Below are 21,713 nucleotides of genomic sequence, written 5' to 3' on the forward strand. Positions count from 1 at the left end.
TGTGAAAGGTTTACGATCATGGCTGATATTAGTGTTGTCGAACGGCGTACCTACACCGTCGATGAAGTGGCGGTGCTTCTCGGTGTGAGTCGTGGTGTGGCTTATGTCATGGTGCGTTCGGGTGAGATTCCAGCGATTCGGGCCGGTGTCCGCCGTTGGGTGGTCCCCCGGGCGCGTTTCGATGCGTGGATCGCGGGACGGGTGGAGGCGGCCTAATGGGGCATATCGTAAAGACCCCGTCGGGGACTTGGCGTGCGAACTGGCGTGACCCTTCCGGTCGACAGCGAGCCAAGACCTTCCGCACGAAAAAGGATGCGTCCGGTTTCCTGGCGACGGTGGAGGCGGAGAAATCGCGGGGGACCTACCTCGATCCCTCGGCAGGGCGGGTGCTGTTTCGTGACCACGCCCGTCGTTGGGAGGAAAGCCGTCGGGTGGAACTGACGACGGCGGATGCTGCGAAATCTCGGATGCGGTGCCATATCGTTCCGCAGTGGGGAGACTGGCCGTTGAATAAGATCTCTTTCCTCGATGTTCAGGCGTGGGTGACTCGCCTGGCGGGAAGCCTTGCGGCGCAGACGGTGATCTCCTGTTTTGGCATCATGTCCTCGATCATGAAGGCCGCTGTCCGGGGCCGCCTGATCGCGATCAACCCATGTGAGGGCGTCCGTCTGCCTGCGCGCCGCAAAGGTTCGGTGGCAGACGAACTCATCACCCGTGAGGAGTTGGCGGGGAAGCTCCTGCCAGAGGTACCGGAACGGTATCGGGCGCTCGTCCTCGCTGCGGCCTACGCGGGGCTCCGGTGGGGTGAATGCGTCGGTCTCCACTGGCGAAACGTTGACCTGCTGTCCGGACGCATCGTCGTGGTGGAGACGGCGGTGGAAGTCTCGGGGGGTATCAGCATGAAGTCGTACCCGAAGACGGAAGCCGGGCGGCGGGTCGTGCCCGTGCCATCCCTGCTCGGGGCTGCGCTCCGGCGGCAAGCTGGGGTCGTCCCTACAGGACATGATGATCTTGTTTTCCCTGACTCGGTCGGGCATCACCTGCGGCGCTCGAACTTCCGGCGGAACGTGTGGGTGCCTGCGCGTGACGCTGCCGGACTACCTTCCTCGCTGACTTTCCACAGGCTCCGGCACTGCTATACGACGTGGCTCGTCTCGGAAGGGGTGCCGGTGAATCTGGTTCAGGCGGCGTTGGGGCACGAGCACGCCAGTACGACTCTCGATCGATACACCCACCGACCGGCGGACTATGAAGATCGACTTCGAGCGGCGCTCGATGACCCTGCTGACGATCCGCTGACGGGCACCGACTAACAATGATCGTCGATCATGCAAACCTGCTGGTGGAGACGAGGGGACTCGAACCCCTAACCCCTGCCTTGCAAAGGCAGTGCTCTGCCAATTGAGCTACGCCCCCCGCGGGACGCACTCCGGCCGGGACGGAACCACCCGACGATGACCACCTCGGCGAAGCGCTTCACAAGCGTACGGCATGACGGTCTCCTCGGACGTTGGTCCGGCACGGGAACCATAGGGGGACACCGATGCTCGGGTTGATCCGGTCTTCCGGCGATCACAGTGCCCGCCTACGACCATCGGGCCCCGCGGGCGCCCTGTGGATAACCGGGCCGCGACTCCCCCAATCGCCACCCTGTGGATAACCGGCCCGCCGACGCCGCCGTCAGCGATGGCTACGGCTACGGCCGTGCCGGCACCGGCCGCGAGGCCCGTCGGTCAGGACCGGCGCAGGGTCGGATCGATGAAGGCCAGCCGCTCCCGCACCTTAACCGCGAGATCCCGGAAGTCGGAGTAGCAGCGCCGCACCGCGCTCTGCGTACCGCCGAGTGCGCCGTCTCCGGCCCGCAGCTCGAACATCGGCTTACGGGCGTCGTGCGCCAGCGGGATCAGGTTCGCGTAGTGCCCCAGGGTGGCGATCTCGAAGGAACGGTCATGCGGTCCGGGGTTCCCGCTGGTGAGCACCGAGGTCGCGAACACCTCGGGAATCCGGTCGAGCCACCGGTCGTGCGCCTTCGCCGGCCGGTCGGTCCGCGTCGGCGGCTGCATCACGATGTACCCGATCGGCATCATCAGCCCGCGCGGGGCCGAGATACGCTCGGGAATCTTCGGCAGCACCATGCCCTGCCAGGTGGAACGCCACTCCCGCAGTGTGGGGCCGAGGTTGCGCAGCCCTCGCAGCGAGAATAGGTCCGCCGTCAGTGGCATGAGCACGGTGTCGGCGGACAGCAGCGCGGCCCGGTTGATGGCCCCCAGATTGGGCCCCACGTCGATGAGCACGATCTCGGCGCCGACCGAGCGGGCACCATGGTCGATGACCCGGTGCAAAGCCGTCGTCGTACGCAGCGCCGCGATGTCCTTGCCGAGGAAGCTGTTCGGCCAGGCGGCCGACAGCCGGTCCTCGAAGACGCTCAGCTCGACGTCGCCGGGCAGCAGCCACAGACCGTCCTCGATCGTCACCGGATCGAAGAGCGTGACGTCCCCGACCCCCTCCATGATTGGCCCGATCGCCGTCGCCATCGTCCCCGTACCGGGGACGATCCGAACCGGGCGCACGTCGAGGTCGATGATGGACTTCGGCGCGGACGACGCGGTGACCTCCGGCTCCTCCCACAGCTGGGTCAGCTCGTCCTCGTCGAGGAACTGGGCGGTCAGGTTCGCCTGCGGATCGAGATCGACCGCGAGCACCCGGTGACCCATGCGCTGCAGCATGTGCGCCAGGTGGTAGGCGAGGGTCGTCTTACCGACGCCGCCCTTGTTGTTGAACAAGGCCATCGTGATCATGAAAAGCCCCGGCCGCGATCCCCACGTCGCCCGCGCGCCGCCTCACCCCAGTTGTCCCTGTTGTCCAACACGGCAGACATTGTCGCGCTAGCCGGAAACCTCAGAAGAAGCCCGCCCCGTCGCGGGTCCCGCCGGCCCCCGACCCGGGACACCGAGCGGCCGGCCGGTCAGTCCGAGAAAGCGCCGGTCATTCCCAGGGGGCGAGGGTGGGCCAGTCCGGCCGGCCCGGGTCCCGGCCGGCGAGCCAGCGCAGCGTCGGCCTGGTAGGCGCGTCGACGACCACGCGCCGCTGCCCGCGACCGACGGCGGTCGACGGCCGGTCCCCCGGCGCCAGCACGACGGTGATCTCCGGGGGTACTCGGGCCGGCAGCCCGCGCAGGGTCCACTCCCATTCGGCCTGGACGTAGGCCGGGCTCAGGTCCGCCCAGCCGGGACCGCCGAGATCGGCAAGATCGAGGTCGACGAGGTGTATCTCGGTCTCCCGCCAGCGGAGGAAGACCAGATCGGCAAGGGTCGTCAGGCCATAGGTGGCGGTGTGCCCGAGACCCGTGCGCCAGACGTCGACCTGCACGCCGTCCCAGGCCCGCTCCAGCCGGGTCACCGCGGCCACCAGGTCGTCGCGGACGTGCGCGGCGGGCAGATCGCGACCGGCGGCGATGCCGTCCTCCCGCTGCCGCGCGCCCCCGGGATACTGGGCCCGGATCCCACCGGCCCGGGCGGCTTCGACCATGCCGGTGTGACCGTCCGCGTTGCGGGCCAGGTGGGTGAGCAGATGACCGACCGTCCAGCCCGGCAGGCCCAACGGACGGCGCACGACGACGTCGTCCAGCCGGCCGGCCACCTCCAGCAGACGCCGATGGGCCGCCGCGCATCCGGCGAGCCGATCGTGCGGAACCACCGAGGGGAGGTAGGAGGGACCGGACGGCGGCGACGTGTCGATGCTCGACTCCTGAGCGATGCTCACGCCCGCCCCGGGGTCGGCATCGGCTCCCGCGCCGGGAACGAGGGCGTCGGACGGTCGAGACGAGGTCGGGGTGGTCATGGTTCTACGGTGCCTCCCCACGCCACCACACGCCAGGTCAAGCCTTCTGCCAGCGTCTTTACCCGCAGATTCCTTATAGTCGGCACACTCCACGCTCGAGATCCACGCCGCGCCCGACGCTCCCTCGATGGCCGACGTAACGCGGTGGAAACAGCTCCGAGCGAAAATACCCAGAGGAAGATACGGAAAGCATGCACACGGATACCCGACGGAAGGATGAGCGGATGTTCACGACTCCTCGCTTCCTGCAGGGCATTGTCCCCTTCGAGGGCAAAGGTCTGGATGTTCCGATTTCGCTTGGCTCGTCGTTCAGCTACGTCGTCCCAGCCGGCATCACCGCCCAGCCGCTCTACTTTCGGGGCGGTAACTCGACGGACGAGCTGATCTGNCCGATCCTCCTGCGGAACGGGATTCCCATGCGCTTCTTCCCGATCGGAGCACGGGGTTCAATCCACGTGCCGCTGCGCGTCGTCGAGGATTTGGTACCGGAGACGCACATCGAGCTGCACCTCGCCGCCCCGACCGGGCTGGTCGGCACCCTGGTCGTCGACGTGGGCCTAGTCGAGCTCTGAGGCCCTGAGCTGGAAGCTTTGACGGGCTGACNCCTCGGGCNCCTCGGGCCGGGGTGGCAGCCCGGCCTTGCCGCGGACCTCAGCGCCCGCCGGCCGGGGCGCCCGCCGCGGAGGTCGCCTCCCGCCAGAGGTCGATCTCCTCCTTGCCCCTGCCGCGGCGCCGGACGGCGGTCAGCGCGGCTCCGGCGCTCGCCAGTAGAGCCAGCACGGTCACCTTGCGAACCATCTCGTCTCCTTCGTAGGCCNCCTTCNCCCAACGGTATCCCGCCCGCCGGCACCGTGGTCGGACCGGGTCGCATCGTCCTGATCAACGTCACTGCGAACCGATCAACGCCGCAGCAGGCCACGCAGCCGGGATCGGGCCGGCCAGGACGGCGGGGGTCCCGACACCGCATAGGCCGGGAACACCCGCCCGGCCACGTCGACCAGCATCGCCACGTCGATGGGCCGAAGCACGACCCCGGCGGAGAGCACGTAGTCGGCCACCCCGGTGGTGGGCAGCAACAGCACGCCCTCGACGAGGGCCAAGCCGGCGGGAAGATCCGCGCGGGCGAAGGCTACGACCGGCTGGACCTCCAGCTGCCAGCCCGCCGGCAGTTCCGCGAGGAGCTGCGCGGTGGCCTCCTCGCCCATCCACGCGACCAGCCCCAGCATCGCCCGCAATGGAACCTTGCCGGCCCAGACCCCGGCGGTGTTCTGGCGGATCGGTCCCGGATGGGCGTCGGTCTCGATCACCCAGGCCCCGGATGGCCCGATGACGAGATGGTCGATATTGCCGGCCGAGTCGGCCAGCGCACGGTCGTGCAGGACGGTGTAGCCGGCCCGGGCCAGACGGTCCAACGCCCGTGCGGTGCTGCGTTCGGCCTCCGCGTCCTCGCGCCAGGCCTCGATCTCCGGCGGGGACCGGAGAAACCGGGTCGCCGCGACGAGGACCACCACGACGGCCGAGATGATCGCGAGCTGCACGGCCACGAGCGCGGGCAGCCCGGCCAGGAGGATGNCCACGGCGACGANGNGGGNGACGNCNCCCGCCGTGGCCCCGGCGACGGCCATCGCCCGCCGTTTATGATCGCTGCGCTCGGCGACGTAGAGCTGCTTGCGCCGCAGGTACTCGGCCATGGCCGAACGTCCCGCTGACTGCCGATCGGACACGTCCGCGGTCACCACCTCCCGGCGCCGTCACGACGCCGTTGCGCTCGGCGTTGTCTCCGGGTCCGGAACCGGCTCCGCCGTCAGCCAATCACGGCGCGCTGCCGACTCCCGGTCCGTCCCGGTCCGTCCCGGCCACCATTCCATCGAATACACAACAGCGACAGGGTCAAGGGCGTGGAATATGCGAGGGAGAAGAACGTTGGAAACACATCTATACCACCCATCGGCGAGACGGCCGAGGCGACACCGGGTACGGCGGCCGGGTAGGGGGCCGGCGGCGCAGGGGAGAACCCACCGGAGGCCGCCGTCGGGCGCGGTGTCGAACAGTTGCAGTGCCGGAGAGGAGCCACAGGATGCCACGCCACGTGACACCCGAGGGGATCCGGAATGACGAGCCGCAGCCACCACACCCTCACTCACAGCCGCAGCGGCGGGCGATCGACACCGACCAGGTATGGGCCTTCGCGGCCGGCTGCGTCACGCCGGTCCACGGGACAGGCGATGAGGCGGCCTACGGGAACGACCGCGGGAACGACCGCAAGGGCATCCGGGGGAACGACCGCAAGGACACCCGGGGAAACGGTGGCCCGACGGTACCGGGAGGATGCGTCGGCATCGAGACGGAGTGGCTGATCGTCGACNCGCAGGCAGTCCACTGTCTGANCCCGCCGGCCCGCACGCTGGCGTCCCTCGCCCGGATNCCCGGGNCCNCCCCGGGTCCCGGCGGGCCGGTCCTGCCCGGGGGCAGCCGCATCACCTTCGAGCCCGGCGGCCAACTGGAGCTGTCCGGGCCGCCGGCCGAGCTCACCGCGGCCGTGCGGGCGAGCTCCGCCGATCTGAACCTGGTCCGCTCCGCCCTGGCGGTCGACGGCCTGGCCCTCGTCGGCATGGGGGTCGATCCCCTGCGCGTCGGGATGCGGCAGACCACCGCGTCCCGATACGNGGCGATGGAGGAGCATTTCCGGACCGGGGGCGGGGCGTCCGGCACGGTGATGATGTACTCGACCGCCTCCGTCCAGGTCAACCTGGACCTCGGCGGCTCGCCTGCCGAGGCGGCGCGGCGGTTCCAACTCGTCCACGCTCTCGGCCCGGTCCTCACCGCCCTGTTCGCCGCCTCACCCGCGTACGCCGGCCGCCGGACCGGATGGCGGTCGACCCGCCAGGCGGTGTGGGACGGCATCGACGCGAGCCGAACCCGGCCCGTCGCGGCCGCTCTCACGGCCCCGGGGTCCGGGGACACCGAGCCCGATCTCGTCGACCTGTGGGCGCGGTACCTGCTCGACGCCAAGCTGATGATGGTCGAGAATCCCGCCAGGGCCGGCAACCCCGAAGACGATCATCATTTCNTCCCGGTCCGGGACGACTCAACCTTCGGGGACTGGCTCGCCGGCCGCGGCCCGGTCACCCGTCCCCCGACCCGCGAGGATCTCTCCTACCATGCGACCACGGTGTTCCCCCCGGTCCGACCGCGTGGCTGGTGGGAACTGCGCTACCTCGACGCGCAACCGGGTGACGGCTGGCAGGCTGCCGTCGCGATGCCGACGGTACTGCTTGACGACCCGGTCGCCGCGGACGGAGCGTTCGAGGCGTGCCTGGCCGTCGCGCATCGCTGGCCGGCCGCGGCGATGCTCGGCATGGCCGACGAGCCCCTGCGACGCGCGGCGGTGCGCTGCGTCGACCTGGCCGTGAGCGCCCTGCGCCGCGGCGGCGCGACCGATCTCGCCGAGACGGTCGAGTCGTTCGCCGGGCGCTACCTCGACCGCGGCCGATGTCCGGCCGACGAACTGACCGAACGACTTCTCGCGATCGGCCCGGCCGGTCTGCTGCGTGAGGAGGCCCACCGGTGCGTCTCACTCGTCTGACCCGGTCCCCGGCATCCCTGGCATCCCCAGCCGCCCCGGCCGACCGGGAGACCGCCGCCGACCAGGATGCGAAGCCGATCCGGGAGGCGAAGCCGATCACCGCCGACACCGTCGCCGACGCCCTGCGGACCGCACGCCAGCGTTCACTCACGTACACCGACATCGCCGCGGAGGATCTCCTCCGCCAGCACTCGCCGCTGATGTCCCCGCTGGTCTGGGACCTCGCCCACGTCGGCAACTACGAGGATCTCTGGCTGGTGCGCGCGCTGGCCGGCGGCACNGGGACGCGGCNGGGGCTCGACGACATCTACGACGCGTTCCGGCACAGCCGCGCGAGCCGCAGCCGGCTGGCCCTGCTCGGCCCCGCCGAGACCAGGGCGTACCTGCACGAGGTCCGCGGCCGCACTCTCGACCTCCTCGACCGGTTCGGACCCGACCGGTTCGGACCCGACCGGTTCGGACCGATGGCTGGCGCCGGCGCGGAAACCGCTGCCGNACCGGAGCGGGAACGACTGCTCGCCGACGGCTTCGTCTACGGCATGGTCGTGCAGCACGAGCACATGCACGACGAAACGATGCTCGCCACGCACCAGCTCCGCCAGGGACCGCCGGTACTTGCTCCCGGCGCGGCGCCACCGCCCGGCCGCCGGGTGCCGCGGCCGGAGGTCCTCGTGCCGGGCGGCGAGTTCACCCTCGGCACCAGTATCCATCCCTGGGCCTTCGACAACGAGGGTCCCGCCCACCGCGTCCACCTCCCCGCGTTCTGGATCGACACCCTCCCCGTCTCCAACCGGGCGCAGATCGCCTTCATCGACGCCGGCGGATACGACGACGAGCGGCTCTGGTCGGCGGCGGGATGGGAATGGCGCCAGACGGAGGGCCTGAGCGCGCCCGCGTTCTGGTGGCGCGAGGGCGGCACCTGGCTGCGCCGCCGGTTCGGCCGGGTCGAGCCGGTTCCCCTCGACGAGCCGGTCCAGCACGTGTGCTGGTACGAGGCCGAGGCGCATGCCCGCTGGGCCGGCAGGCGGCTACCGACCGAGGCCGAGTGGGAGAAGGCCGCCGCCTANGACCCGGTCACCGGACGTTCACGGCGGTATCCGTGGGGGGACACCGATCCGACTCCGGAGCGTGCCAATCTGGGCAACTGGACGAGCGGCCCGGCCCCGCTGGGGGCCTATCCCGCGGGCGCGAGTCCCTGCGGAGCCGAACAGATGATCGGGGACGTCTGGGAATGGACGGCGAGCGGGTTCACGCCGTACCCGGGCTTCGTGTCTTACCCCTACCGGGAGTACAGCGAGGTCTTCTTTCCGAAGGCCGGGCGGGAGTCGTCCTTCCGCGTCCTGCGCGGAGGCAGCTGGGCGACGGACGCCGTCGCCGTCCGCGCCACGTTCCGGAACTGGGACTACCCGATCCGCCGGCAGATCTTCGCCGGATTCCGGCTGGCCCGCGACGCCGGGTGACGAACGAGCACGCGTGCGAAGGAGACCTCGGTGTGCCGGCACCTCGCCTGGATCGGAACGCCACGGACCCTGGCGGGGCTGACCTTGGAGCGTCCGTACAGCCTGCTGCGCCAGTCGTGGTCGCCGAGGCGGATGCGCCACGGCACGGTGAACGCCGACGGGTTCGGAGTCGGCTGGTACGCCCCGGCGCTGCGGGCAGCGCCGGCCCGGTTCCGCCGGGCCGTGCCGATGTGGACGGACGCCTCGTACGCCTCGATCGCCGGCGCGGTCGCCTCCGGCTGCGTGCTGGCGGCCGTGCGTAGCGCCACCGTCGGCATGCCGATCGAAGAAAGCGCGACGGCTCCCTTCACCGACGGCCACCGGCTGCTCAGCCACAACGGCCGGGTCGACCCGGTGGCCGTCCGGCGGATGCTGCGCGACCGGCCCGACGCTCCGGTCCCGGACTCGACGTGCGACTCCGCGCTGCTCGCCGCGCTGGTGTGGGAGCACGCCGGGAAGCGTCCACTCGCCGAGGCGGTCGCCGAGGTCGTGCTGTCGCTGGACGCGGCGGGTTCGGGCGAGCGGGCCCGGCTGAACCTGCTGGTGGTGGATGGAACCCAGATCGTGGCGACCGCCTGGCGGGACAGCCTGTCATACCGGAGGGAGAAGGATGGAGTCCTGGTCGCAAGCGAACCAGACGATGACGAACCGGGCTGGGTGGACGTTCCGGACCATCACCTCCTGGTAGCCGACACACATCAAGTCACTCTTCGTAACATGATCTCCTAGATCAGTTACCGTGGGTTGCACCACGTTGATGGAGGGTACATCCATGACACCAAGGACTCCGACAACCACCCGAGCGGATGATGCCGTCCCTGAGGGGACGGGCGCGAACGGCACGGCGGAGATCCCGTTCCCGGGCCTCTCCGTCGACCGCCACCTGCACGAGTCGGATCGCGCCGTCACGCTGGCCCGCGACGTGCTCGCCGGCCTCACCGCGAGCCCCCGCGAGCTGCCGCCGAAGTGGTTCTACGACACCACCGGCGGCATGCTGTTCGACAAGATCACCCGGTTGGCGGAGTACTACCCGACCCGGCGGGAACGGGCCATCCTGGTCAGTTACGCCGACGAGATCGCGGCTGCCTGTCCGGCCGACACCCTCGTCGAGCTGGGATCGGGAACCTCCGACAAGACCAGGCTGCTGCTCGACGCGCTGCGGGCGGCCGGCAACCTCCGCCGTTTCATCCCCTTCGATGTCGACGAGGCGGCCCTGGTGCGGGCAGGTCGCGGAATCCTCACCACCTACCCGGGGCTCTCCGTGGCGGCCGTGGTCGGGGACTTCGAACGGCATCTGCACCAGTTGCCCCGAGGTGGCCATCGGTTGCTCGCCTTCCTCGGCGGCACGGTCGGCAATCTGCGCCCTGCGCAGCGGCAGAACCTCCTCCGTACGCTGCGCGAGCAGGCCGAGAGCTCCGACGCCCTACTGCTGGGAACGGACCTCGTCAAGGACGTCGACCGCCTCGTCGCCGCGTACGACGACGGTGCCGGGGTCACCGCCGCTTTCAACCGCAATGTGCTGACGGTGATCAACCGGGAACTCGGGGGCGACTTCGACATCCGCGGATTCGCGCATGTGGCGGTCTGGAACGCCGAGAACTCCTGGATCGAGATGCGGCTACGTTCCGTTCGGGAGCAGCGCGTCTCGATCGCGACCCTCGCCGTTACGGTCGACTTCCAACCGGGGGAGGAGATCCTCACCGAGATCAGCGCTAAGTTCACCCTGGACGGCATCGCCTCGGAGCTTGCGCTGGCGGGCTGGGCGGTGGCGCGGCAGTGGACGGATCCCGATGGGGATTTTGCCGTGACGCTCGCGACGCCGTCGTCCGCCCCCGCCGCCGTCCCGGTCTGAACCCGTCCCGGTCCGAACCAGGCCCGGTCCGAACCAGGCCCGCCCGGACGCCGCCTCATCAGCCGCCGAGCAGACCGACGTCGCGCGCGGCACCGGTGGAGGCCGAGGTCGCCATCGCCGCATAGGCCCGCAGCGCCATGGACACCGGCCGTTCCCGCCCGGTGGGACGGTAGCCGCCGGCCGCCTCCAGCGCCGCGCGTCGGCTCGCCAGCTCCTCGTCGGAGACCACGAGCTCCAGCCGGCGGGCCGGGATGTCGATCTCGATGATGTCCCCGTCGCGGACCAGGGCGATCGTCCCGCCGTGGGCCGCCTCCGGGGAGACGTGACCGATCGACAGTCCGGAGCTCCCGCCGGAGAACCGGCCGTCGGTGATCAGGGCGCACTTCGGGCCGAGACCGCGGCCCTTGAGGAACGCGGTGGGGTAGAGCATCTCCTGCATCCCCGGACCGCCGCGAGGGCCCTCGTAGCGGACGATGATCACATTCCCGGCCTTGACCCGCCCGGTGAGGATGGCGTCGACCGCTTCTTCCTGGCTCTCGACCACGAGCGCCGGGCCGCGGAAGGTCCACTGGCCCTCGTCCACACCGGCCGTCTTCACGACGGCGCCCTCGACGGCCAGGTTGCCGAACAGCACCGCGAGCCCACCCTCGGCGGAGTAGGCGTGCTCGACCGAACGGATGCAACCGTCCCTGGCGTCGGTGTCAAGGGTGTCCCACCGATTGGTGGAGCTGAACGGCTCGATCGTGCGCACGCCACCCGGCGCCGCGTGGAACAGCTCGATCGCGTCCGGCGAGGGGCTCGGGCCGCGGACGTCCCAGCGGTCGAGGAACTCGCGCAGGCTCGCGGAGTGCACCGTGTGCGGGTCCGGGTCGAGCAGCCCGGCCCGGTCGAGCTCGCCGAGGATCGCGGGGATGCCGCCCGCCCGGTGGACGTCCTCCATGTAGTAACGGGTGGAGCTCGGCGCCACCTTGCACAGGCAGGGGNCGGTGCGGGAGATCTGGTCGATGTCGGCGAGGGTGACGTCAACGCCGGCCTCGACGGCGGCGGCCAACAGATGCAGCACGGTGTTCGTCGAGCCGCCCATCGCCACGTCGACCGCGAAGGCGTTACGGAAGGCGGCGGCGGTCGCGATCGACCGGGGCAGGACCGCCTCGTCGTCCTTCTCGTAATAGCGCCGCGCCAGGTCGACCACGAGGCGCCCGGCCTCGACGAACAGCTCACGGCGGGCGGCGGCGGNGGNCAGGGNCGACCCGTTGCCGGGCAGGGACAGCCCGATCGCCTCGGTCAGGCAGTTCATCGAGTTCGCCGTGAACATGCCGGAGCAGGATCCACACGTCGGGCAGGCCGAACGCTCGATCGTCGACAGGTCGCCGTCCGAGACGTCCGGGTTGACCGCCGCCGACATCGCGGTGATGAGGTCCAGCCTGGACCGAGCCGTGCCGCCGGAGATGACCGCGTTGCCCGACTCCATCGCTCCGCCGGAGACGAACACGGTCGGGATGTTCAGCCGCAGTGCCGCGAGCAGCATCCCCGGGGTGATCTTGTCGCAGTTGGAGATGCAGACCAGGGCGTCGGCGCAGTGGGCGTTCACCATGTACTCGACGCTGTCGGCGATGAGCTCGCGGGACGGCAGCGAGTAGAGCATCCCGCCATGCCCCATCGCGATGCCGTCGTCCACGGCAATGGTGTTGAACTCGCGCGCCACCCCACCGGCCTCGGCCACCGCCCCGGCCACCAGCGAGCCAAGGTTACGCAAGTGCACATGCCCCGGGACGAACTCGGTGAAGCTGTTAGCCACGGCGACGATCGGCTTGCCAAAGTCGTCGTCGGTCATCCCGGTCGCGCGCCACAGGGCGCGGGCGCCGGCCATGTTCCGGCCGTGGGTGGTGGTGCGGGAGCGCAGGGCGGGCATCTCGACCTCGAAGATCAATTCAGTGGCACTGCTGGCGGGGACCGCCGGCACTGACAGACGATGACACGACGGTACGCCACCGCCCGGACGGGTCCAGCCTGCCGTGTCGCGCCGCCCGGCCCGCCGGGCGGCGAACGACGAGCGACGGAATCAGGCGCCAGAGACCAGGAACCGGACCAGAAATCAAGAACCCGTGATCAGGAATCAGGGTCCGCCTCGGCCGGTGGCGGGGACGGGGGCGCGCCGGGTGGTAGGCCCCCCGGTCTGGGCCCGCTGGGCGGAACGGCCCAGGGGTAGCCGGCGATCCGCCGACCGGCCCCGCGACCGCCGTCCGGTGCCGCCCGATGACCCGCGGGCCCAGACTGATNCCCCGGCTGACCGGGATCNCCCGCCCCGCCTGCCGGGTCGTCTTCTCCCCCGCCCGGACCGTCTCCTCCCCCGCCCGGGCGGGGCTGATCCGGCTGCGTAAGCGAATATCCGGCGGTCTCGGGATACCCGGATGGACCTCTCGCGACCGGCCCGGCCTGCGGCATGGGGGGGTACGGGTGGCCGGGCTGATGCGGATAACCCGGCTGCACCGGCGGGCCGGGGNAACCCGGCTGCACCGGCTGGACCGGGCCGCCACGTCGCCTGCTCGCCACCTGCCGCGTGCCCAGTGGCCGATGCCGGCGCCACTGCCGCCGAACAGCCCAGAGGAGGGCCAGGGATGCGACGGCGCCGGCCGCCGGCGCGACGTCGTGGCCGGCGTCCAGCACCAGCAGGTAGAGGGCCATCAGCCCGCTGAAGACGTAGCCGGTGACGAAGAACGCGAAGGGCCGCAGGTTCAGCCGGCTCACCACATCCGTGTTCCGGAGCAGGATCGCCGGCACCAGCCAGATGAGGAAACCGAAGAAGAGCGCCGTAAGCGGCGCGAAAAACAGGTACCCGAGGAACGCTGCCATGATCAGAGGTCCGGCGGTCGTCGAGGGTCAGGCCGGGCCGGGAGCGGCGGGGACGTCTGCGCTGTGCGCCACCGTCGGGGTGCCGTCGAAGTACGGGCCGAGGGCGGCACGCCAGCGGACAAACCGCTCCGACTCCCGGAAGTTCGTCAGATGGGCGTCCAGGCTGTCCCACTCGACGAGCAGCACGAAACTCGACGGTGACTCGACCCCGCGGGTCATCCGCGCGGAACGACAGCCCGGCGTGCCGACGAGCTCCGCACGCACCCCGTGATACGCGGCGACGAAATCGTCCTCGCTGCCCGGTTTGATGTCGANCCGGGCAACTTCGAGGNCCGCCCCGGNGGGCCGCCCGCCGTCCCGCCTCTCACTCGCCATGGATGATCCTGAAACTCATACCGCCCAGTCTGGCAGCATCGGGAGATCTGCGGTCCGCCAACATGAACCATGACCACGCCAAACACACCCGGGCACCCACCCGGGCCGCTGGCGGGCCGCTGACGCTCTCCACCCGTGGGCCTCGTCCCGCTCCCGGGCCGAGAATTCAGTTCGCCATGTCGACGAACCGTGAGTAATGACCCTGGAAGGCGACGGTGACGGTGCCAGTCGGCCCGTTGCGGTGCTTGGCGATGATGAGGTCCGCCTCGCCGGCGCGCGCCGACTCCTTCTCGACCGTGTCCTCCCGGTACAGCAGGATCACCGCGTCGGCGTCCTGCTCCAGGCTTCCGGACTCGCGCAGGTCGGAGACCTGGGGACGCTTGTCGGCCCGCTGCTCGGAGGCGCGGTTGAGCTGGGAGATGGCGACCACCGGAACGTCGAGCTCCTTGGCGAGCAGCTTCAGCGACCGCGAGATCTCGCTGACCTCCTGCTGACGGTTCTCCACCTTCTTGGGCGACGACATCAGCTGCAGGTAGTCGAGGATCACCAGACGCAGCTCGTTACGCTGCTTCAACCGCCGGGCCTTCGCCCGGACCTCCATCATCGTCAGGTGCGGGCTGTCGTCGATGAACAGCGGGGCCTCCGCGACCTCGCCTATCCGGCGGGCCAGGCGACCCCAGTCGTCGTCGGTGAGCCGGCCCGTGCGGATGTTCTGCAGGGACACCCGCGCCTCGGCGGACAACAGCCGCATGGTGATCTCCATGCGGCTCATCTCCAGCGAAAAGATGACCGACGCCATCCCGTTCTTGATCGACGCCGCCCGGGCGAAGTCCAGGCCGAGGGTCGACTTGCCCACGGCCGGCCTGGCCGCGACGATCCACAGCTGGCCGCCGTGCAGGCCGTTGGTCAGCTCGTCGAGGTCGACGAAACCGGTGGGCACCCCGGTCAGCGAACCGTCGTGCCCCTGGATGGACTCGATCTCCTCCAACGCCGGGTTGAGCAGCTCCCCCAGCGGCAGGTAGTCCTCGTTCGTCCGGCGCTCGGTCACCTCGTACACGGCCGCCTGGGCGCGGTCGACGACGTCGCTGACGTCCGGAGCCGCGCCGTAGGCGAGCTGCACGATGCGGGTGCCGGCCTCCGCGAGGCGGCGCAGGACCGCCTTCTCCGCGACGATACGGGCGTAGTACCCGGCGTTGGCCGCAGTGGGCACGCTCGAGATGAGGGTGTGCATGTAGGCCGGACCGCCCACCCGTTCGAGCAGATCTCGGCGGCTGAGCTCGGCGGCGACGCTGATGACGTCCGCAGGCTCCCCCCGGCCGTAGAGATCGCCGATGACCTCGTACACGAGGCCGTGCGCGGGACGGTAAAAGTCACCCGTCCGCAGGACCTCGACGACGTCGGCGATGGCGTCTTTCGACAGCAGCATGCCGCCGAGCACACTCTGCTCAGCGGGCAGGTCGTGCGGGGGAGTCCGGTCGAACTCTGCACTCCCACCGGAACCACGCGAGATCTCGGTGACGCTCACGACGCACCCTCCCGGGACTCCCGTAGACCCGTATTCGAACGTATGTTCGTACAGATCGGAACCGCTGTCAACGACCGCTCCGCCCCCGACCGGCCGGGGCTTCCAGCAGGGACCGAACGGGCGGCGCCCGGTGAGCCTCTCGCCGGGCGCCGCCCGCGTCACCGAAGGAGGCCTGGCCCGATCAGGCTAGAAGTACCTTCCTCGGCCTGGAGGGTCCGACCTTACGGACCGGCGGGCACACCCACCAAAAANTTATCCACAGGCCCTTGTGGAAAAGCTGTGGGCAACCGGCCGAAACCTGGGGAGGACATCGGGACGGAAATCGGAAACCTGTGGACACCCGAGACCACAACCTCGACGAAACCTAGCTGGCAGGCGCCTGCATCCCGAGTGCCCTGTGGATGAGAAAAAGTTTCGGATCTGGTCGTCGCCCCTTGCCCCACACACAACGAACTCCCCTGGCCGACCACCTGAGACGGTCGGCCAGGGGAGCCCGTACAGCGAGCGCGGCGGTACAGCGGGAGAAACGGCGGATGCCACCCCGTCAGACCCGCCTGACCTCGGGCCCATCCGGCCGCGATCAGGCCCGCCCTGCCCTGGTCAGACCTGATCAGGCCTGCGTGACCTGGAGCTTCACGGTCGCGGTCACCTCGGGATGCAGATGCACGGCGACGGTGTAGGCGCCCAGGGACTTGATCGGCGTGGTGAGCTCGACGCGGCGCCGGTCGAGCTCGGGGCCACCCGCGGCGGTCACCGCCTCCACCACATCGGCCGCCGTCACGGAACCGAACAGGCGGCCTTCCTTGCCCGCCCGGCTGGTCAGCTCGACCTTGAGGCCACCGAGCTGACCGGCGATCTCCTGAGCGTGCCCGAGATCGCGAACCGCGCGGGCCGACCGGGCCCGCTTGATCTGCTCGACCTGGCGCTCCGCGCCCTTGGTCGCGAGGATCGCGTACCGGCGGGGCACGAGGNAGTTACGCCCGTACCCGTTCGCGACCTCCACGATGTCACCCGGACTGCCGAGACCGGGGACCTCCTGGGTCAGGATGAGCTTCATTGCCACCCCCTACCGGGCCGAGGCGGTGTAGGGCAGCAGCGCCATCTCGCGGCTGTTCTTCACCGCCGTCGCCACGTCGCGCTGGTGCTGGCTGCAGTTACCGCTCACCCGACGGGCCCGGATCTTACCCCGGTCGGAGATGTACTTGCGCAGCAGCGAAGTGTCCTTGAAGTCGATGTAGTCGACCTTGTCCTTGCAGAAAACGCAAACCTTCTTCTTGGGCTTGCGCACGGCCGCCTTGGCCATGGGTGTGCTCCTACCTCGTTGTGTCGTTCGCGAGGACGACGACCGGCCGCTCAAAACGGTGGCTCGTCGGAGTAGCCGCCGGCCGGTTGCGACCAGGGGTCATCGATGGGTGCTCCACCACTACCGCCGCCGTAGCCGCCGCCGGCCGGAACGCCCGCGGGAACACCGGCAGGTGCGCCGGGGGGCGCGCCGGCAGGCGCGCCGTAGCCGCCTCCGCCCCCGTAACCGCCGCCACCACCGCCACGCGCGGCCTTGACGACCTTGGCGGTGGCGTAGCGCAGGCTCGGACCGATCTCGTCGACGTCGAGCTCGATCACGGTGCGCTTCTCACCCTCGCGGGTCTCGAACGACCGCTGCTTGAGGCGGCCGGTGACGATGACCCGAGCGCCCTTCTGCAGCGACTCGGCGACGTGCTCCGCCGCCTGGCGCCAGATGGAGCAGCGCAGGAACAGCGCCTCGCCGTCCTTCCACTCGTTGGTCTGGCGGTCGAGGGTGCGCGGCGTGGATGCGACGGTGAAGCTGGCGACCGCGGCACCGTTCGGGGTAAACCTCAGTTCGGGGTCGTTGGCTAGGTTGCCGACGACGGTGATGACGGTTTCACCGGCCATGGGCACTCTCCCGGAGATCGGCGGCCCACGACGGCACGGGGACTGCCGTCGCCGCGGACCGGATCATGCCGCCGCCCGGCGGCTCTGACGTGGCTTCTTCGGCTCTGGAAGCCGGATGACCTTGGTGCGCATGACCGACTCGTTGAGGACGAGCTGACGGTCGAGCTCGGCGACGACGTCGGGCTCCGCATGAAGGTCGATGACGGCGTAGATGCCTTCGTGACTCTTGGCGATCTCGTAGGCGAGCCGGCGCCGCCCCCAGACATCGACCTTCTCCACCACGCCGCCGCCCTGACGGACGACACCGAGGTACTGGTCGAGAGAGGGCGCGACAGTGCGTTCCTCGAGGTCAGCATCGAGGATCACCATGAGCTCATAATGACGTGCCAAGGCTGAACCCACCTCCTGTGGACTCTGGCGGCCACGGATCTTCCGTGGCAGGAGGGACCGCGACCGGAACCTGTGCCGTCTCGAACGTGCTCGACGCGATGGATCTGAGAGGGAACCGCCCGTCAGCACATCCGGACGATCATCAGGGCACGCGGGCCACCCGGAGGCGCGCCGACCAATCATGACGAGTGGTCGGCCTGGACCAGCGGATGGACACACGTACGCCGGCGCACGGCATGTCCGGCCGAGCTTACTCGATTCCCCCGGGGGCCCTGGCGGCCCCGACCACGAGAACCACGCGAAGCCACGCCGTGAACACCCCGGCGAGGCAGACGAGGTTCACCGTGATCAGGAGGCCACGCATGTGCCGGGAGGGGGAGGGATCCGCGAGGGCGAACACGAGCACCGCGAGCGCCGCGGCGACCGCGACCACCGCGAGCATGCGGGCAGCCAGCTGCGGACCGACGCGCCCGGACCCGGAACCGCCGTGGCTGCCCGGGGAAGAGTCGTGGTCGCTCCCGGACGGGTCGCCGCCGACGTCCCCGGCGCCGGGCTCGGGCTGACCCGGCTGGGTATCCTGCCTGTCCACAGCATTGCCTCCCGTAGTTCCAAACGCCGAAGGCGAGGCGACGGAAACCCCGCACGGCCCCCGATGCCAGGGGCCCCCGCATTGCGCCGAAGGCGCCCGAAGGCTCCCGACGGCTCCCCCAGGAACCTCGCCGAAGGCGAGGCGACGGAAACCCCGCACGGCCCCCGATGCCAGGGGCCCCCGCATTGCGCCGAAGGCGCCATGCGGGGAAAGGCTAGTCCACCCACTGTCCCTGCGTGAAGGCGACGACCAGGGCTGCCATGATCGGCGTACCGGTACATAGATATACCGACTGTACCCAGCTCTGCCGCGCGGCGGCTCGCGCGAGCATCAGATACAACGGAAAGGCCACTAAAATTCCACGGATTCCCGATGCATAATAATTCGTGCAGGCCATTATCACGGTCATCACGCCGAGGAAGGTCGCCTCACCCCACCGTCTCCCGGCCAGCAGGATGATGGTCAGCAGTACCCCGACGACCACCGCGAGCAGTTCCCCGCGCCAGAACCAGACGAAGGTCGACGCACCGTTGCCATCCGTGGCCGATGCCCAGGTGGCGGTCCAGCCCGACCAGGGCCAGTCGAGGCCTCGGTGCCAGCCGTCCCGCATCGCGTCCGTGTAGGAGCCCCAGCCCCCGGTGCGAATCCTGAGATAGCCCAGGTAGGCGAGGACGGGGATGGGTGGAAGCCCCAGCGACAACGCCGGCCGGGCGAACACCGGGAGGCCGGCGGAGCGCCGGCTCGCGACGTACTGCACGGCCAACGCGACCCCGAAGGGAATACCACTGATCCTGGCGGATGCCGCCCCGGCGCCCAGCAGGCCGGCCAACCACCAGCGGCTGCGACGTGCCGCCAGCCAGGACGCCGTCGCGAACCCCAGGAAGATGCCCTCCGAATAGGCGGCGAACAGGAACACCGCGTAGGGGAAGCAGATGAGGCTGAGGACGGCGAACCGCGCCGCGGACTTGCCGACCTCGTCCGCGGCCAACCGCCACAGCGCGGCGACCGCGACCGCACCGGCGAGGAACGACACGACCAGACCCGCGACAATCCAGTCCGGAACGACAATATGGACGATCCGCATCGCGATCGGGAGGCCGGGAAAGTCGACTTCTGTCCGGTCCGAGTAGGCGGGGGAGAGATAACCGTACCGGGCGACCTTCGTGAACAGGCCGACATCCCACCGGTCCCAGAGCGTGCGCAGGCCGGGAGCGTTTCGCGCCGGCGCCGAGGTAAGGACCCGCGCGGCGGCGAGCGCCAGCAGGGCGACCGCGACCCGGCTCCCGAACCAGATCGGCAGCGTGGCCCGGACCGGCTCCGGCAGCCGGGCCCAGGCCGCTCGGACCATCCCCGGCCCGATCGGATCATGCACCGCCGGACCCGGCCCCGTCGGCGCTGCCGGCGCCCGGGCCTCCGGCCGGCTCGCCGGTGGCCGCCGCCGTAACCCACGCCGGCCGGCCGCCGCGGACATCGGGGGCATGGTCCAGCACCCCGCCCGCAGGGTCGTCAACGGCGTCCGGATCGCCGACGGCAGCGGAGCCGACCGCGACACGCGGATCACCCGGGTACGCCATTCCGCCGGTCCGCACGATGTCGGTATGCGGATGCAGGATCTCCCGGACGACGAATCCGGCCAGGACGAGCAGCACCAGGTCGCGCAGGGCCACCGCGCCGACGAACCATCCCCGGTCGATGCCGTGACGACCCTGCGTGTCGTTGTAGATGAAGTGCATGAATCGGGTGAACAGCACCCACGCCTCGCAGACCTGCCACAGCAGGAACAGCCTCCATCGGGGCCGAGCCAGTGCCGCCAGCGGTAGCAGCCAGATCGTGTACTGGGGTGAGAAGACCTTGTTGGTCAGCAGGAAGGCGACGACGAGCAGGAACAGCACCTGCGGCAGACGGGGCCGGCGCGGTGCGAGCCAGGTGAGTAACCCGATGGCGACCACCGAGACCAGCAGGGCCGCCCCAGTGATGATGTTCAACGTGGAGATGGGCAGGCCGTTGTTCCGCAAGCCCTGCAGGATCATCGGGAGGGCGACGACGATCGTCACCCAGCCGGCCGCGGCCGCCGCGATGACCAGCCGGCGCGCATCGGGCCGATGATGGATCGCGGCCGCGGCCACCGCGACGAGGACGACGGCAGTGAGCGCGGAGACCACCAGGTGCAGTGCTCCGAACCAGGCCGGGTCGTAGCGGCCGGCAAGCCAGGTCGCGCCGAACGCCAGCGAGTCCCAGTCGGCGCCGCGGTCGGAGTTCAGATCGAAGAACCGGGCGATGGCGTTGCGGGCCCCGTCCGGACCACCACCGACCAGCCGGATCCAGTCACCACCTCGCCAGAAGGTCGACCAGATGCTGTCGCCGACGCGGGCGTTCTCCGCGTTGAAGTAGCCGGCGGTCAGCCATAGCGGGACGATGACCACCAGCACCGTCACCGCCGCCGCGCAGACGGTCCGGGCCAGTTCGCGCAGCCTCCCGGCCCGGAGGCAGAGAAAGGCCAACCCTAGCAGGAACAGGGCCGGATAGAGCTTCGTGAGGATGCCGAGTCCGATTAGCATCCCGGCGAGCTTCGGAGCCCGTCTGGACCAGGCAAGCAGGCCGCCCGCCGCGAACGCCACCGCGATGATGTCCCAGTTCGTCAGCAGATGCAGCACGAGGGTCGGCGCCAGCGCGAACAGAGCGGCGTCCCAGATCCGCCTCGATCCGGCCGCCAGCGCGGTGCAGCACACCGCGACCGAGGCCACGATCAGGAACAGCAGGGCGGTGAGGTCGTAGAAGACGGCCGACCGCATGTCCATCGTGTAATGGTCGAAGACGCGCTCGCCGTTCTCCTCCCGGTAGACCGCCCGCGGTCCGTTCGCGAGACCGGCCGGCCAGGCGACGAGCTGCATGGTGGCGCCGATCAACGGCGGATATTCCGTCGGGTAGTCCAGATAGGGGATCTTCCCGTCGACCAGCCCCTCCTGGCTGTACAACGCGACGATGTCGGAGTAGCACAACGCCGTGTACTGGTGCTCATGCGTCCAGTTCCGGGTGTCCCGGCAACTGATCTTCTGGGTGTAGCCGAGGACCCCGGCCACGATGACCATTGCCATCAGCACCCGCAGCGGGGTCAGCCAACCACGCCGGTCGGGCACGGCCGCGTGCTCACCCGGCGGCCCACCGATGAGCTGGCTTGCCCCCGCGACGACCGGGTCCTCCCGGGCCGGGCTGACGCGGACGGGGGACGCCGGGGACATGGCCATGCCCGTCATTCTCGCCCCATGACAGCCCATGACCAGCACTGAACTCGN

The 21,713-nt window shown here is 70.0% G+C and carries 21 protein-coding genes and 1 tRNA gene; 7 read left to right on the forward strand and 15 right to left on the reverse strand.

Annotated features, from left to right (window positions below; all coding sequences use genetic code 11):
* Both CED_RS11425 and CED_RS11430 read left to right on the forward strand, forming a co-directional pair.
* The coding region (locus CED_RS11425; RefSeq protein WP_235187031.1) for a helix-turn-helix domain-containing protein at positions 1 to 216 on the forward strand (216 nt) is incomplete at its 5' end.
* The gene (locus CED_RS11430; RefSeq protein ID WP_035910422.1) at positions 216 to 1,313 is read left to right on the forward strand and encodes a site-specific integrase; all 1,098 of its coding nucleotides are present in this window, start codon (positions 216 to 218) and stop codon (positions 1,311 to 1,313) included. The genes CED_RS11425 and CED_RS11430, both read left to right, overlap by 1 nt.
* A gap of 27 nt (positions 1,314 to 1,340) precedes the next feature.
* Here the strand turns inward: CED_RS11430 and CED_RS11435 are convergent.
* The 3 genes from CED_RS11435 to CED_RS11445 form a co-directional block, all read right to left on the reverse strand.
* Positions 1,341 to 1,416: transfer RNA gene (locus CED_RS11435), tRNA-Ala, on the reverse strand.
* A 317-nt stretch (positions 1,417 to 1,733) separates the two neighbouring features.
* Entirely contained in the window at positions 1,734 to 2,798 is a 1,065-nt protein-coding gene (locus CED_RS11440) for a ParA family protein (protein ID WP_011438861.1), read from the reverse strand.
* Between the two features lie 187 nt (positions 2,799 to 2,985).
* Positions 2,986 to 3,840, reverse strand: coding sequence for a maleylpyruvate isomerase family mycothiol-dependent enzyme (locus tag CED_RS11445; RefSeq protein ID WP_011438862.1), 855 nt, complete (start codon positions 3,838 to 3,840; stop codon positions 2,986 to 2,988).
* 224 nt (positions 3,841 to 4,064) lie between these two features.
* Between CED_RS11445 and CED_RS11450 the strand changes: the two genes are divergently transcribed.
* Positions 4,065 to 4,412, forward strand: a complete 348-nt coding sequence (locus CED_RS11450) for a hypothetical protein (RefSeq protein WP_035910423.1) — start codon at positions 4,065 to 4,067, stop codon at positions 4,410 to 4,412.
* A gap of 79 nt (positions 4,413 to 4,491) precedes the next feature.
* Here the strand turns inward: CED_RS11450 and CED_RS11455 are convergent, their stop codons facing one another.
* Entirely contained in the window at positions 4,492 to 4,638 is a 147-nt protein-coding gene (locus CED_RS11455) for a DLW-39 family protein (protein WP_035729042.1), read from the reverse strand.
* Between the two features lie 101 nt (positions 4,639 to 4,739).
* On the reverse strand, positions 4,740 to 5,531 hold the full coding sequence (locus tag CED_RS11460; protein ID WP_035910424.1) for a nuclease-related domain-containing protein: 792 nt from the start codon (positions 5,529 to 5,531) through the stop codon (positions 4,740 to 4,742).
* A 386-nt stretch (positions 5,532 to 5,917) separates the two neighbouring features.
* Between CED_RS11460 and egtA the strand changes: the two genes are divergently transcribed.
* The 4 genes from egtA to egtD all read left to right on the forward strand — a co-directional run bounded on the left by egtA (position 5,918) and on the right by egtD (position 10,777).
* Positions 5,918 to 7,426 (forward strand): ergothioneine biosynthesis glutamate--cysteine ligase EgtA, encoded by a 1,509-nt coding sequence (gene egtA, locus CED_RS11465; protein ID WP_035910425.1) that lies wholly within the window; start codon positions 5,918 to 5,920, stop codon positions 7,424 to 7,426.
* Positions 7,408 to 8,886 carry an ergothioneine biosynthesis protein EgtB gene (egtB, locus tag CED_RS11470; protein ID WP_084680767.1) on the forward strand — a complete coding sequence of 493 codons (1,479 nt, stop codon included), beginning with the start codon at positions 7,408 to 7,410 and terminating at the stop codon, positions 8,884 to 8,886. The genes egtA and egtB overlap by 19 nt, the downstream gene beginning before the upstream one ends.
* A 30-nt stretch (positions 8,887 to 8,916) precedes the next feature.
* A complete protein-coding gene (egtC, locus tag CED_RS11475; RefSeq protein WP_011438867.1) occupies positions 8,917 to 9,654 on the forward strand; it encodes an ergothioneine biosynthesis protein EgtC in 738 nt (245 codons plus the stop codon).
* A 43-nt stretch (positions 9,655 to 9,697) separates the two neighbouring features.
* Entirely contained in the window at positions 9,698 to 10,777 is a 1,080-nt protein-coding gene (gene egtD, locus CED_RS11480; protein ID WP_011438868.1) for an L-histidine N(alpha)-methyltransferase, read from the forward strand.
* A 58-nt stretch (positions 10,778 to 10,835) separates the two neighbouring features.
* On the opposite strand, the gene ilvD is transcribed toward egtD, so the two are convergent.
* The 10 genes from ilvD to CED_RS11535 form a co-directional block, all read right to left on the reverse strand.
* Positions 10,836 to 12,689: a dihydroxy-acid dehydratase gene (gene ilvD, locus CED_RS11485; RefSeq protein ID WP_035910485.1), complete on the reverse strand. Its 1,854-nt coding sequence runs from the start codon at positions 12,687 to 12,689 to the stop codon at positions 10,836 to 10,838.
* A 968-nt stretch (positions 12,690 to 13,657) separates the two neighbouring features.
* On the reverse strand, positions 13,658 to 14,005 hold the full coding sequence (locus CED_RS11495) for an antibiotic biosynthesis monooxygenase (protein WP_035910426.1): 348 nt from the start codon (positions 14,003 to 14,005) through the stop codon (positions 13,658 to 13,660).
* A gap of 166 nt (positions 14,006 to 14,171) precedes the next feature.
* Positions 14,172 to 15,530 carry a replicative DNA helicase gene (dnaB, locus tag CED_RS11500; RefSeq protein WP_011438872.1) on the reverse strand — a complete coding sequence of 453 codons (1,359 nt, stop codon included), beginning with the start codon at positions 15,528 to 15,530 and terminating at the stop codon, positions 14,172 to 14,174.
* Positions 15,531 to 16,140: 610 nt separating this feature from the next.
* A complete protein-coding gene (gene rplI / locus CED_RS11505; RefSeq protein WP_035729030.1) occupies positions 16,141 to 16,587 on the reverse strand; it encodes a 50S ribosomal protein L9 in 447 nt (148 codons plus the stop codon).
* A 9-nt stretch (positions 16,588 to 16,596) separates the two neighbouring features.
* A complete protein-coding gene (gene rpsR, locus CED_RS11510; RefSeq protein WP_011438874.1) occupies positions 16,597 to 16,833 on the reverse strand; it encodes a 30S ribosomal protein S18 in 237 nt (78 codons plus the stop codon).
* Positions 16,834 to 16,883: 50 nt separating this feature from the next.
* Positions 16,884 to 17,441 (reverse strand): single-stranded DNA-binding protein, encoded by a 558-nt coding sequence (locus CED_RS11515; protein ID WP_023839971.1) that lies wholly within the window; start codon positions 17,439 to 17,441, stop codon positions 16,884 to 16,886.
* Between the two features lie 63 nt (positions 17,442 to 17,504).
* Positions 17,505 to 17,831 (reverse strand): 30S ribosomal protein S6, encoded by a 327-nt coding sequence (gene rpsF, locus CED_RS11520; protein WP_011438876.1) that lies wholly within the window; start codon positions 17,829 to 17,831, stop codon positions 17,505 to 17,507.
* Between the two features lie 250 nt (positions 17,832 to 18,081).
* Positions 18,082 to 18,420 (reverse strand): hypothetical protein, encoded by a 339-nt coding sequence (locus tag CED_RS11525; protein ID WP_035910427.1) that lies wholly within the window; start codon positions 18,418 to 18,420, stop codon positions 18,082 to 18,084.
* Between the two features lie 214 nt (positions 18,421 to 18,634).
* Entirely contained in the window at positions 18,635 to 19,792 is a 1,158-nt protein-coding gene (locus CED_RS11530) for a hypothetical protein (RefSeq protein WP_011438878.1), read from the reverse strand.
* Complete coding sequence (locus CED_RS11535) at positions 19,785 to 21,674, reverse strand: glycosyltransferase family 87 protein (protein WP_011438879.1); 1,890 nt, start codon at positions 21,672 to 21,674, stop codon at positions 19,785 to 19,787. The genes CED_RS11530 and CED_RS11535 overlap by 8 nt, the downstream gene beginning before the upstream one ends.
* Positions 21,675 to 21,713 lie beyond the last annotated feature (39 nt).

The sequence above is a fragment of the Frankia sp. CeD genome (genome assembly GCF_000732115.1).
GTDB classification, from domain to species: domain Bacteria; phylum Actinomycetota; class Actinomycetes; order Frankiales; family Frankiaceae; genus Frankia; species Frankia casuarinae.